This window comes from Bacillus sp. TCT6, assembly GCF_056033845.1.
The window spans coordinates 3,031,471-3,045,006 of sequence record NZ_JBVYHX010000001.1; the positions used below are offsets into that span (position 1 = coordinate 3,031,471).

Below are 13,536 nucleotides of genomic sequence, written 5' to 3' on the forward strand. Positions count from 1 at the left end.
TCTCTCACTTCCATATTCTATTGATTCTTCTTTTCATTCCCTTGCTGGTGGCCTCTATTTTCTTGTTGAGACCCCCTACCATTGTTCCCTTGCTCGTTTCCACCATTTTCTTTCTGGGGTCCTCTTCCATTGTTTCCTTGCTGATTCCCATTATTTCCTTGTTGAGATCCTCTTCCGTTGTTCCCTTGCTGATTTCCATTATCCCCTTGTTGAGATCCTCTTCCGTTGTTCCCTTGCTGATTCCCATTATTTCCTTGTTGGGATCCTCTTCCGTTGTTCCCTTGCTGATTCCCATTATTTCCTTGTTGAGATCCTCTTCCGTTGTTCCCTTGCTGATTCCCATTATTTCCTTGTTGAGATCCTCTTCCATTGTTCCCTTGTCGGTCCCCATTATTTCCCTGTTGAGATTCTCTACTGTTATTCTCCTGTTGATTCCCTCTATTTTCTTGCTGGGATCCTCTTCCATTGTTTTCTTTTATTTGCTTCGATGGCTGTTCTTCTGTTTTCTTTTGTTCTTTATGCTCTGGCTTCTCATATTTTTTTTCTTGTACGGGAGACAAATCCGGTGATGCATCAGGAGATGACTCCGGCTGCAATTGTATCTCTTCTTCGTTTTCCACCGGATTAGACGGCGTGGCAGGAGGCGTAACCGATTTGTTCTTCTCACTCTCTTGCTTTATATAGACACCTGTGCCAATTCCAGCTTTTCTAGCATTCTCTCGTACTTGCATTGTGCTACTTTGATATTCAACTGTAATATGTTTTAGCTCATATTCTTTCTTTAATTCTTTCATCGCCTTTTCCAACTGTGGTTCTAGTGCCTTGTCCTTTGCAACAGCTGTTAGCATAACTTGCTTATCATTCGTTAAATACTTATCCTCTTGACTTTGCTTTATAATCCTACGTATTACTTCTTGCAATTGTTTATTTTCCCATTGCTTCAATTCTTTTAAAATACGCCTTCCATCATCATTACAAGCCTGCAAATCTATAACACGAAAATCCTTTGTTACGCTCACCTCTAAACTTGGATTTATATCAACTGAGACGTAAGCAAATACTTTTTCTTCTGGTTGGTTGTAGAAAAACAGCACTGCAAATAGAAAACAAACAACAAGTATTGATGCAGGTTTTAAAAAGGAAGGGATCGAAAAATGCGATGCTTTTTGTTCTTGCTCATCAAATAAGATTTCCTCCCCGATTATGCAAGAATCCCCTTTTCTTTTACACGTAATAAACTCTCCATTTGGTGTTAAAACAACTACGCTATGCTTTTTTATATCCATCACAATTCCTTTATTCATCATGCTTTTCCCCTCTTATGTAATCCAGAATATATGTATAGTTGTTTGCAAAAATAATACACATTGCAATAATGTATTTTCTATGTCGTTCCAACGTTTTACGACTTACCCTAACACGTGGTTCTATATGTTTAAGCGGTAACTTTTTCTTTCGGAACAGCTCTTCCATCATTTCCTCTTCTTTTATAATAATTTTTACAATTTCTATTAAGTGCTCACGTGTATCACGATGCTTAGGAGATTCTTTAGCAAGCTCTGAGAATGTGATTTTAAACTCAGCTAGCACACTTTGAAAATGAAGAATTTCCTCCTTACGGTTACTATTTTCCATCTCTTTCATATACTCCGTAAGCGATACTTGCATTTCTAACATTTCCTCTTGCTCATCTTCTTTTAAAAAGACAAAGTTATGTTTAGACTCCTTACGTATATAGTCAATTACATCTCTTTTTATAAGAAGATCAGCAAACGCTAAAAAGGATTTTCCTTTTGTATATGAATACTGTTCAATTGCTTCGTTAAACGCAAACAATCCAATGCTATATTCATCATCCTGTTCTGTAATATATCGGCGGCAGACAGATGAGATTGATTTTCTAATAAAAGGCTGATACTGTACGATAAACGCTTCTTTGTCTTCTTCGTTGTTTTGTATGTTACATACGATATCTTCTATTTTCGGTTTTCTTAAGATCTTCATTACTAAACTCAACACTTGTAATCTCCCAGCCTCCTTCAAATAGCAAAATGGCCACTACACAAGTGACCATTTAACCAGATTTTCTTGGTACTTTTCTTCGGTCTTGTCTTCTTGCTGTTAGTTATATTTTTCGATTCTAACTTTTCCTAACGTTTTCTTAATGATTTTCCTTTTCTCTCGGCACAAAAGTTAAGTTTTAATTTTTATCTACTTTCTTATTTTCTACCGTTCGTTTTGCTTATTCTTTTTCTATTTTATCTGCAATCCTTGAATAACTCTTCTCTATATCATTGGTAATTTCATCCTTTTATTTCGGATGCCCACTTAATCTAGTAAATTTATTAATGCTTCTATATTCTTTCATAGTCATTTTTCTTCTATTTATTTTCTTCACTATACATATTCGGAGGAATACATAGTTTTATGGGGGTCAAAAAATATTTTTTTAAAAAATACATATTTATTTCAAAAATAAAAACCATCAATTTGAAAAAGGATAATCAAATTGATGGTTTTCTTATAATATCTATTAAATTGGATTCTCATTTTGTACATTTTATCATGATTGAGGAGAGAAAAGATTAATATAAACCGATGCAGCTAAGTCATATTATCGAATCGAATGTAGTGTAATCACATATTTCTCATTCTCTTAAGTAAGGACTAAAAATAACCTATCCATAGAGCTACTAAAACCACTACGAATAAAGCAAAGCAACATGTAATATTTCGAATCCACTTTTGTATATCATCAAAATACTTTTCTATAAATACGCTGTAAATAGAAAGCATAAGAAGGAGCACAATGAAAGTAAAGGATCCCAATTTATCGTTAAATCTTTCATTAGTAAATGTACTTACATGAAGGAATAGAAACACAAACGTTACTATGAATAGCTCAAAAAGCCTTTTTTTATTCACCTCACCACCACCTTACAATAATTACCTTTTATTCCATTTTATCAGAACATACTGTGTAGTCGTATATGAATATTATATTCAAATCAAAAAGGCCAACAATTCAATATTGTTAGCCTCTACTTTCCATATTCGTACCTTTTATCACTTTACTTCCTAACAACCGGAATCCACATTTCACCAAATACTAAGCCGTTTCTTTGTCCCATCTCAACTGTTGTATTTGGCCCGCCAACATAGGCAAAATCTTTTGCATCTGGTAAAGCTTGACCGAAGGCAATGCCAGTCAGCTTATTACTTAGCTCTTCAGCCGTCTTATCTTCCCCTTTCACTACTAAGTATTCTCCCTTCGGAAATTGGATTACTCTAGATGCTTCTTCTATTTGTGCCTCTGTCATAACACCAGCATAATACATCATCTTGTTATTCACCGCTTCACTCACAGAAAAAATGTATTCGTTTGTAGCTAAAGCTTTTAAAGTATCCAGCCTTCCATCTTCTTTAACAGCCGACCAAAAGTCTTCCTTTTCTTTATTTATCCCAGCAAAGTCTGTATAGTCACTCTTAATTTCAGTTCCAATACCTAACACAATAAAGCTATCTTTTTCTTCAATCGTATAATTTTTCATATTCAAAACCTTCCTTCTTTTAAAATGATTCAAATGATTTATCTTTTCATCTGATACGTTTATAATAACTTTAAATCATGTCAAAAAATGATACTGTTTAGGAGACTCTAATGAAAAAAGTTGAACGGATTAATACAATTATGCGGTATATCAACAATCGCTCTCACTTTACAATTTCTGAAATCATACGAGAATTTAACATATCGCGATCGACAGCTATTAGAGACATAAGAGAAATTGAAGCTATGGGCATGCCACTTGTCGCTGAAGTTGGAAGAACTGGTGGATATTTTGTTATGCATAACTCTATCCTGCCCGTTGTTCGCTTTACTGATAATGAAGTGAAAGCCCTTTTTATTGCCTTTATGGCTACAAGAAATCAACAACTTCCCTATTTAAAGAGTCGCCAATCTTTAGCCGAAAAACTACTAGGACTCATTTCTGAAACTCAACAAGATGACCTTGTTCTTTTAAATCAACTCTTACTTTTTGAAGGGACTAACCCCCATAATCCCGATCTACTTGAGCTTTCTGACCTCCCCCATCCGATGTTAGAAAAACTCATTCAAATCCTTCTATTGGATAGACATTTATTGATTACTGTCAAAGAAGAAAAAATCAAGTCTTATCCAATTTACCTATTACACCTTTATCAAGAAAAAAGTCATTGGATTATTGAAGGGTTTGACTTAAAAGAAGAAAAGAAGATGATGTTTCCTGTCGATGATCTCATTAATATCGAACCATACACGACGAACAAAAGGCTAAATAAGAAAAAGATTTTAGAAAAACTAAGTAAGAAGGACGAAGCAATTAACCTTGTATTTGAACTTGGTCCGACAGCAATTGCCCAGTTCAAAAAATACCATCCTTTAAAAATTTCAATATCTTATACTAATCCTTACCAATCCACAGCCATTTTAAAAACTTTTATCAATGTTAACAATCCCGATGAAGTGATGGAAATAATAAATTGGCTGCTTTTTCTAGGGAAGGATATTAAAATCAAAGAAATACCCGATGAAGTATTAGCAGATTTACAAAAACGAGTGTGCTTATACATTCCATAAGCAGTGAGCCTCAAATATTAAGCTTTATCACTGGATAATTATCCTATTTTTAAATACCATTTCATTTACTACAATGAGAGCATGATAAATAATAAAAGCACGGAAAATCTCCCGTGCTTTTCTAAATATATATTATTCCTGAAGGTTTCGTTTATCTCGTTTCTTACCCTAACTGACGTTTAAATGCTTTACTGGCGAAAAAGTAAGAGATGACCATTATACCTACGCACCAAGCGAGTGCAATCCAAATATCGTTACCCACAGTTCCTTCATATAAAAGAGCACGAATCGCATTCACGATTGAAGTTACAGGCTGATTCTCTGCAAACGCACGAACAATCTTTGGCATCGTTTCGGTAGGCACAAAGGCCGAACTAATAAATGGAAGAAAAACTAGCGGGTACGAGTAAGCAGTCGCCCCTTCCATAGACTTCGCTTTCAATCCTGGAATGATAGCTAGCCATGTTAGCGCCAGCGTAAACATCCCAAGTATTCCAGCTACCGCGAGCCACTCTAGAATATTAGCACTGGAACGGAAACCCATTAATAATGCAACAAGAATAACCACCACGATAGTAAGTACATTAGCAACAAAAGAGGTTAAAACGTGAGCCCACAATATCGATGAGCGCTTAATAGGCATCGTAATGAAACGTGCCATCAGCCCACTCTTTACATCCGTAAATAGTCGCACGGAAGTGTAAGCTACACCGGATGCGATAGCCATTAGCAAAATTCCCGGCAATAAATAATTAACGTAGTTATCCGTTCCTGTCTTTATAGCCCCGCCAAATACGTAAACAAATAATAGCATCATCATAATCGGTGTAATTGCTACTGTAATAATTGTATCCGGACTGCGCATAATGTTACGCATTAAACGACCTAGTAATACACCTGTTTTACTTTTCATTTACATCTCCTCCTTTTTGCCAATAATCGCAAGGAATATTTCTTCCAATGTCGGTTGCTTTTCGATATACTCCACTTTTGCCGGTGGGAACATCTCTTTCAGTTCAGCAAGAGTACCTGTCGTAATAATTTTTCCGCCATGCAAAATAGCGATACGGTCTGCCAGTTGTTCTGCTTCCTCCAAGTACTGAGTCGTAAGCAAAATAGTTGTACCACTACCGGCAAGTTCCTTTACTGTATCCCACACTTCGATCCGCGCTTCTGGATCAAGTCCGGTCGTTGGTTCGTCGAGAAAAATAACTGCTGGCGCCCCAATCAAACTCATTGCGATATCAATCCGGCGCTTCATCCCTCCTGAATACTGATCTGCCCTCTGGTTGGCCGCATCAGTCAGGCTAAATCTTGCAAGTAGATTATCAGCAACTTGTGCGGGATTGGAAACACCACGTAACTTAGCGATCATTATCAAGTTTTCCCTTCCAGTAAGCATGCCGTCTAAAGCTGCGAACTGTCCTGTCAAACTGATGCTTTGACGAACATAATCTGGTTGTCGCTGGACGTCAAAACCGCAAATACTCACTTCGCCATCATCTTGCTTCATTAGCGTCGAAAGGATATTGACCGTTGTCGTCTTTCCCGCTCCATTTGAGCCTAGCAGCGCGAAAATTTCTCCACGCTGCACCTCAAAATCTACCCCTTTTAAAACTCCCTTGTCTTTAAAGGATTTTTTCAAGCTTTTTACAGAAATCGCTGCATTACTCATACTTTTTCCCTCCCTATAAAATGTTTTGCGAAGATAATTTATTTACCTCTACCTATTTAGTATCACTGATAATCTGTATTACTTAGTACTGGTTTAAAAATATAACTGAATAGCGATGGCGGCAATTCACATTTGTAACCAGCTAATCAGTCGGTATTACTAATTGCATTTATTTTTTTCTCAATTTCTTCATAATACTTTCATTCAAATCTTCACGATACTTGGAGACATACGTTTTAGCGTTTGCCACTAGTTCGTCAGCAAAGGATGCCACGTCCTCCCCAGTAATATCAAGCACTTGTCTGCCTTCCGCTGCACCTGCTTCAAACAAATCGATTAACTCATACTGTATGTGCAGCATATCCATTCCATTACCCGCTGAGAAATTCCACATGTAGTTTTGAATTTTCTTAAACACAAACTGATAGTCCTCTGGCAGTGCTCCAACACGTGCCATCATCATTTTGTACTCTTTTTTATCACCAATTAATTTTTTAAACATTTCCAACATCTTATTTTCCTCCTTTTTTATAAAGCAGAACTAGAAACTCTCCAAATATGAGCCGGAACATTTTATATTATGAGGCTAGTTTGACTTCAAGACGTTAATTTTTGAAGATACAAAATCCCATTTTTTCCAAAACAATTCAAGCTCCTGACGGCCATCCTCATTTAATGAATAAAACTTACGAGGCGGTCCCATATCTGATGGTTTCTTTTCAATATTCACAAGCTTTTTCTTTTCTAATCGTACGAGGATAGTATAAACCGTCCCTTCTACGACTTCGGTAAACCCAAGATCATTCAGGTGGCGGGTAATCTCATAGCCATACGTTTCACGGCGACTAATGATTTCCAGCACACACCCTTCCAGTGAACCTTTCAGCATTTCAGTTAAATTTTCCATGTCCTGATCCTCCTTTACCCCCTATTCTGTCTGACTTATATTCAGTATCACAGAGTACTAAGGCGAATTTTTACTGAATAGCTTTTGAGTAAAACTACACTATTCAGTATTACTTATTACAACTACATTGTATGACTAAGTAGTTGTGGATGTCAACTTTATTTTCAAAAAAATTAAAAATCCGCTTTACCCTAACCGGATACAGTCTCCTTTTTTTGTTGTAAGGGCCATCAAACTAGTAAAACAGAGCTGATTCAAAGTGTAATTTAAATCAGCTCTGCTTTATTGTTTTCATACCGATATATCATGTTTTTTCACGATACAAATTGTTTCTCACTACCATTCCCATTGCATATAAAGCATAAAGGCAAGTGCGGTCAGAGAAAATTCCCAGAGGTTATCCGTACATGATACGAGCCCCTAAAATACAATTCTGTTAGAAATTTGTTCTCTATATTCTCTTTTATTTTATTTCTGATAGTTGATTCACAACACTATCTAAAAATTTTTCTACCTTTTCTTTTGATGTATCCGGCGCATGATAACCAATCGTAAATGTAAGTCTTCCATTATAAGAGCTTACTCCCATTGAAAAGAATGGTGCATACATAATAGGTGATGCCATATACCCGTCCTCAGCTTGAATTTGACCAAACTGAATAGGTTCCTCAGCGATCACTCCCAAATTTGTCAGTAATGGCAACGCCATCCCCATCTGTACAGCCTCTTCATATTGCTGATTATACATTTCCTTCACTGTAGATAGCTTCATTTCTGCCAGTAGCTCCATTCCTGCTGCTGAAGAAAGACCTGGATTTTGAGACTTTATTTTATCCATTGATTGTTTAACTCGAACAAGAGTCTGCTTAAATGTTTCATCGTCTTCCATTTTAATCACTGGCATTTCCATACCGGATAAGTTGCAAATAGCACCAGTTGTATTATTAGGCAGATATCGACGTAAATCAATTGTCAAGCCAATCATTTTTTCTGCAGTGCGAGGTTCTGCATACACAGTGAAATGTGATAAAGCTCGGAAGTATGCAGTCATGATTACATCATTCAAGGTAGCCTGTTGTGCTTTTGTCCATTGGGTTAAACGTAGAGTTTGCTCATGGCTCAATCGCCGTACGGACATTTGGGGAAATTTATTTTTGTTAGGTTGAGATGGAAAAGACCATAACGATGCCTGTTGTTCTTGGTTAGGACGATACGCACTTTTTATGTCCGATATTCCAGCGTATTTGAATACATGTGATTGATCTCGACAACTCTCATTTCCCTCATCAAATTCCTTTATAATTTGCTTCTTAGACCGTCCCAATGAAAGGTGCGTATATATTGTTCCAAGCAATTTAATATATTCCTTGACTCCTGCACCATCTGAACATAGATGAGATAATTTCACAACTAACATATCTGTTGTAGTGCCCCGTAATAATTTCGTTTGAACCATAGGCCCCTGTATACGATCACCAGGTTCTTTAATAAAATCTATTGCCATTATTTCAAGTTCTTGATTATTTCCTTCTGCAAAAAAGCAAATAGATGAGTTAGTGTCAGATGAATGTTCCTCCCAGTAAGGAATATCATTTTCTACAAACCGGCTGTTCAAAACTGGTTGCAATTGCAACGTTATCCTTACTGATTCTTCAAGTATTTCCTTGGATATACCTACAGGAAAATAAAGAACTGCATTAATTTGTTGATCTGCAGAATAAAGACCTAATACATAATTCATTCGATCTTGTGGTGTTACTGAATACTTTCTTTTCTCCATAATTCCGTCCCCCTTTAGGACTTTTTGTATAACCCTATTTTCCATATGCTTGTAATTTTTCTAGTCATTTTTCTTCAAGAGCTAATAACGCTTATTTTTTAAATTTTTAACGAAATCATCTTCTCCGTATTGGTTTCATTCTTTTTGCAGGTGATATATCCATTATTTTATTGTTATTAACACTGCCTAACCTCCCAATGAAACCAAACAAAAATAAATTAAGTTTAAATATACATAAACATTTTATTATAACGTCTATAAATTATCAATACAGCAAATAAATCATTTTTATGTCTGTCAATAAAAAACAATATATTCAAGGGCTACTTCATAATAAAAGATTGATGTGCATGTATATGTACCCATATCACTATCAAAATAAGAATGAGAATTTTTTCAACAAAAATAAGCTGCAGATATTGATTTTACAGTAAAAAAAGCCCCTCCATTTTGAAAATGAGTAGGGCTATTTCCAATTTGAATTTTATAAAAGAATGATTATCATAAATAATATTTTACTTTTTAGTCTACCTTATTATTTTTAATCCATTTTCCTAATAAATGAATGGATTTTATTCATATAATTTGAGGTGGTATCGTTGGTTTTTAAAAATAGAAAGCTTATTTTCAAATCAAATGAAAAAGAGGTGAAATTATAGATATTCATGTAAAAATTTCGTTTTGGGGATACTTAAAATCTTAAGGTGATGGGCATGTGGTGTTACACTTTAAAAGCTTTATAAAATTATAAAATTTATAGATATAGCAAATTTTCTTTATTAATAATCATTTGTATGTATGTTCGTTTACTCACACACATACAAATGATTTATAAAGCCACAATTAAGTGAAAACATCTTTTCCGTTACGATAACATCATAGCCATATCTTCTGCTGCATTTGTAATTAGTTTTAAACCAAATGTTTCTTGTAATACATCAAGCACGCCAGCTGAAATAAATTCAGGAGCCTTTGGACCGATGCGAATATCTTGAATCCCAAGACTAAATAGCCCTAGTAAAATGGCAACCGCTTTTTGTTCAAACCATGATAGGACAATACTTACTGGCAATTCATTCACTTCACATTGAAAAGCATCAGCTAAAGCAGCCGCTATTTTCACTGTAGAAATTGAATTATTGCACTGTCCTAAATCAATGTAACGCGGAATTTCCGTACCAGGTACAACACCGTAATCCACATCATTAAAGCGGAATTTCCCGCAAGAAGTTGTTAAAATAACCGTTTCTGGCGGAAGTGACGTTGCTAATTCACGATAATATTCTCCGCCTTTTCCCGGTGCATCACAACCGGCGATAACAAAGAAACGCTTTATTTTCCCTTTTTTTACTGCGTCAATAATTTCTGGAGCTAATGATAATACTGTATTATGATGAAACCCTGTCACTAACTGTTCATCCGACTCCATATGTACTTCTGGAAGTTCTAGCGTTTTTTGAATTAACGTTGTAAAATCATCATTTTCAATTTTTTGTACACCTTCTAAACCTGCAATGTCATATGAAAAGAATCGATCAGAGTACGAGCCTTTAATTGGCATAACACAGTTCGTTGTAGCTAATATGGCACCAGTAAATTTTTCAAAAAGGCGTCTTTGATCATACCATGCCTTACCGATGTTTCCTTTTAAATGTTTATATTTTTTCAGCTGCGGGTATCCGTGTGCTGGTAGCATTTCAGAATGCGTATAAATATTAATGTCTTTTCCTTCTGTTTGCTTTAATAGTTCTTCTAATGCAAATAAATTATGGCCCGTAACTACAATTGCTTTACCTTCTACACGATTTTGTGTAATTTGTACAGGTTCTGGCACACCAAAATGATTCGTATGTGCCTCATCCAATAACTCCATCACCCGTAAAGCTGATTTCCCAACTTTCATAGCCATATCAATATGCTCTTGTTCGTTAAAATTAGAATTTGTTAATGTCATATATAAAGCTTCTTGTGTTGTAGCATCTACAAATGCATCCGTATACCCTAGCTGAGCAGCATGTGTGCGATAAGCTGCAATTCCTTTTAGCCCAAACACAATCGTATCTTGTAAACTCGCAATCGTTTCATTCTTACCACAAACACCCATCACTTTACATCCGCCTGTTGGCGTTTGTTCACATTGATAACAAAACATATCATCCCACCCTCTCCCAATCATTCATTACACCTTAAGCATAATACCCATTGAAAAAAAGTGATGTGATATCAATCACAATAATATATAAAGATTTGTGACAGTTCATATTGTTGACATAATATTTTTATTGACACTAAAAAATGTACATTAGTGTGCACACATCTTTCGATACTTTTAAATAGCTAAATAATTAATTTGGAGAAATATATACAACGAAAATTTTTTGAATCCTTATACAAATAGTTGCAATTCATCACATATGAAAATAGACATACAAAAACGCCATCCTTTTCTATCCTTCAATAGAAAGAATAGCGTATTTTTTATTTTAAGGAACTATCATTTTTTATTAAAGCCTTTATTGTAAAGCTTTTTATTTACAATACATTTACACTATCTTAACATTACTTACATTATTTATATGATATATTTATATAGAAACTACTTAAGAAATTTCATATACATTTTATCTTTATGATCTCTTATCTAATCAATAAAAAGATCATGTTATATTTTTATAACAGGGGTGAATTAGAATGACTGAAACTTTAAAAACACTTATAATGCTTGATGCTACTTACGTTGTTATAGCAATTATGACAGTTCTAGTATTTGTATACTTGGAATTAAAATCTCAGTAATACATGCTGGCGTAATCGACAGATTCAGCATTTAAATATAGTTAGAAGAAAGAGAGGAGAAAATTATTTCTCCTCTCTTTTGTATTTCTACAATTTCTTATTTTAATAAATCCAATGTATGTAAAAGTAATCCTCTGTCTCCTACTTCTCCATGACCAGGTACTACCGAATTTATATTTCCATATCGCTTCAGCACATTCTCAATCGATGTAGACCATTCATTTACGTATGCATCCGCAACATTTCCTAAATCTTTTGCTTCCGCAGATTTCACTAAACAGCCTCCAGCTAAAATTTTATATTGTGGCAACCAAACAACAATATTATCTTCTGTACGTCCTTTCCCTGGATGGAACGTTTCTACTTTTGTATTGCCAAACTTCAAACTCGTAATTGTTTGTAAATCTCCAAGCGGCTCTTCATATCCATTTTTCTTTGCTAATTCTGCAGTTAATGCTGTACTATGCGCTTTAATACCTCTTTCTTTCAACGTTTTTATTCCGCCAATTCGATCAGCGTGCGCATGTGTAATAATGAAATCCGTTACGCGCTTCTGAAATTTCTTTTCTACCATTTCTATTAGTTCCTTCGTTAATTTTTCATCCCAATCTGAAACTCCACAATATTCATACTTAATCTCCCCTCATTACAAATACTCCATTTTTCTATTACATTTAAAATCAAAATTGTATTTTGTTAAATTATAACATTCAGACTATAATTTATTTATAGCCCATTAACGGAGGTGTTTGCAATGACTCTCTTCGCTTCACCATCATTATTCATAGTAGCAATCATTTCATTTGCACTAGCTTATTTCATCGGAGTAAAACAATACACTTGCCTCTTATCAGGATTCAACGAACGCCGCGTGCTTGATAAAGTGACACTATCAAAAATAGTAGGTCTTTATAATTTAATTGCTGGTGTCATTGCGACAATCGGTAGTGTCTTCACTACTCCTAATGCCAAAATCTTATTTCCTATCATTATAATTGGACACGTTATAATCGCGGCTTATGTAAATACACGCATGGTGCAGTGAAAAAGATCACCCAAATGGGTGATCTTTTTTATAATTTATCAACATATTGCTTCGCTTCTAGTAAGGAAAAACCAAAAGCTTCTCTTACTCTCTTAACTGCTGTAATTTTTTTGCCTTCTTCTACAAGCTGGCGTAGTTCTTTATTAATTTCAGGTTCTCTTTCTACAATTCCCAATTCTTTCGTAATTAATTGTAATCTATCTTCAATTCTCTTTAAACGCGCATCATTTTTCTTTTCAATTGTAGTTAATTTTTCAGCGATATAAATGAAACCTAAGGCTACTATCGGTATAACCATCCAGAATTCCATGAATGTTCCCCCTTACTAACTTTCATTTGTTTTATTTCACTAACTTATGTAAATTTTACCACAAGAAACATTTACTGTATAATACCACTATATCAAACTGTTAATAAAACCTATTATTTTAGGGGGACACTTTATGAAAAGATTTTTAAATACGTTACTTCAATTTGTAGTTCTTTCAATCATGCTACATTTATTATTTGATATAGTGGGTTGGCTTGTTTTCAATGCACCAATTAAAAACAAACAAATCATCATTTCTTTAATAACAACCTCATGGATTATGTACATGTACCGCGATAAATTTTTTAAAACATTCACTTCAAATTAACTAAAAAACTTCATCTTTGATCGATGAAGTTTTTTCTTTTTCTCTCACACTCTCTATTCACTATAGTATAATAG

At 34.8% G+C, this 13,536-nt stretch carries 14 protein-coding genes and 1 pseudogene; 3 read left to right on the forward strand and 12 right to left on the reverse strand.

Going from position 1 to position 13,536, the window contains the following annotated elements:
* Positions 1-17 precede the first annotated feature (17 nt).
* From AC0ONG_RS15460 to AC0ONG_RS15475, 4 genes are all read right to left on the reverse strand, one after another.
* Positions 18-1,307 carry an anti-sigma-I factor RsgI family protein gene (locus AC0ONG_RS15460; protein ID WP_000981217.1) on the reverse strand — a complete coding sequence of 430 codons (1,290 nt, stop codon included), beginning with the start codon at positions 1,305-1,307 and terminating at the stop codon, positions 18-20.
* A complete protein-coding gene (gene sigI, locus AC0ONG_RS15465; protein ID WP_002082432.1) occupies positions 1,297-2,019 on the reverse strand; it encodes an RNA polymerase sigma factor SigI in 723 nt (240 codons plus the stop codon). Before sigI ends, AC0ONG_RS15460 begins: the two co-directional genes overlap by 11 nt.
* Before the next feature lie 648 nt (positions 2,020-2,667).
* Positions 2,668-2,925 (reverse strand): DUF3963 domain-containing protein, encoded by a 258-nt coding sequence (locus AC0ONG_RS15470; RefSeq protein ID WP_001036217.1) that lies wholly within the window; start codon positions 2,923-2,925, stop codon positions 2,668-2,670.
* A 146-nt stretch (positions 2,926-3,071) separates the two neighbouring features.
* The gene (locus AC0ONG_RS15475) at positions 3,072-3,551 is read right to left on the reverse strand and encodes a GyrI-like domain-containing protein (protein WP_000801027.1); all 480 of its coding nucleotides are present in this window, start codon (positions 3,549-3,551) and stop codon (positions 3,072-3,074) included.
* Positions 3,552-3,661: 110 nt separating this feature from the next.
* Here AC0ONG_RS15475 and AC0ONG_RS15480 point away from each other — a divergent pair, with 110 nt between their 5' ends.
* A complete protein-coding gene (locus AC0ONG_RS15480) occupies positions 3,662-4,621 on the forward strand; it encodes a helix-turn-helix transcriptional regulator (RefSeq protein ID WP_098437289.1) in 960 nt (319 codons plus the stop codon).
* Positions 4,622-4,784: 163 nt separating this feature from the next.
* On the opposite strand, the gene AC0ONG_RS15485 is transcribed toward AC0ONG_RS15480, so the two are convergent.
* From AC0ONG_RS15485 to bla, 7 genes and pseudogenes are all read right to left on the reverse strand, one after another.
* Positions 4,785-5,534, reverse strand: coding sequence for an ABC transporter permease (locus AC0ONG_RS15485; protein WP_000837798.1), 750 nt, complete (start codon positions 5,532-5,534; stop codon positions 4,785-4,787).
* The gene (locus AC0ONG_RS15490; RefSeq protein ID WP_000063331.1) at positions 5,535-6,296 is read right to left on the reverse strand and encodes an ABC transporter ATP-binding protein; all 762 of its coding nucleotides are present in this window, start codon (positions 6,294-6,296) and stop codon (positions 5,535-5,537) included. It lies immediately after the preceding gene.
* Positions 6,297-6,465: 169 nt separating this feature from the next.
* On the reverse strand, positions 6,466-6,807 hold the full coding sequence (locus AC0ONG_RS15495; RefSeq protein ID WP_000891990.1) for a DUF1048 domain-containing protein: 342 nt from the start codon (positions 6,805-6,807) through the stop codon (positions 6,466-6,468).
* 75 nt (positions 6,808-6,882) lie between these two features.
* Positions 6,883-7,203 carry a PadR family transcriptional regulator gene (locus tag AC0ONG_RS15500; protein WP_000429486.1) on the reverse strand — a complete coding sequence of 107 codons (321 nt, stop codon included), beginning with the start codon at positions 7,201-7,203 and terminating at the stop codon, positions 6,883-6,885.
* Between the two features lie 463 nt (positions 7,204-7,666).
* Complete coding sequence (locus AC0ONG_RS15505; protein WP_000415486.1) at positions 7,667-8,983, reverse strand: condensation domain-containing protein; 1,317 nt, start codon at positions 8,981-8,983, stop codon at positions 7,667-7,669.
* Positions 8,984-9,848: 865 nt separating this feature from the next.
* Entirely contained in the window at positions 9,849-11,135 is a 1,287-nt protein-coding gene (gene hcp / locus AC0ONG_RS15510; RefSeq protein WP_002082429.1) for a hydroxylamine reductase, read from the reverse strand.
* 741 nt (positions 11,136-11,876) lie between these two features.
* Positions 11,877-12,392, reverse strand: a pseudogene (gene bla / locus AC0ONG_RS15515) (subclass B1 metallo-beta-lactamase); the annotation flags it as partial.
* Between the two features lie 141 nt (positions 12,393-12,533).
* Between bla and AC0ONG_RS15520 the strand changes: the two are divergent.
* The gene (locus tag AC0ONG_RS15520) at positions 12,534-12,824 is read left to right on the forward strand and encodes a DUF3784 domain-containing protein (protein ID WP_000171767.1); all 291 of its coding nucleotides are present in this window, start codon (positions 12,534-12,536) and stop codon (positions 12,822-12,824) included.
* A 28-nt stretch (positions 12,825-12,852) separates the two neighbouring features.
* On the opposite strand, the gene AC0ONG_RS15525 is transcribed toward AC0ONG_RS15520, so the two are convergent.
* Positions 12,853-13,134, reverse strand: coding sequence for a hypothetical protein (locus AC0ONG_RS15525; protein ID WP_098437288.1), 282 nt, complete (start codon positions 13,132-13,134; stop codon positions 12,853-12,855).
* 133 nt (positions 13,135-13,267) lie between these two features.
* Between AC0ONG_RS15525 and AC0ONG_RS15530 the strand changes: the two genes are divergently transcribed.
* Positions 13,268-13,462, forward strand: a complete 195-nt coding sequence (locus AC0ONG_RS15530; protein ID WP_000819655.1) for a hypothetical protein — start codon at positions 13,268-13,270, stop codon at positions 13,460-13,462.
* The last annotated feature ends 74 nt before the right edge of the window (positions 13,463-13,536 follow it).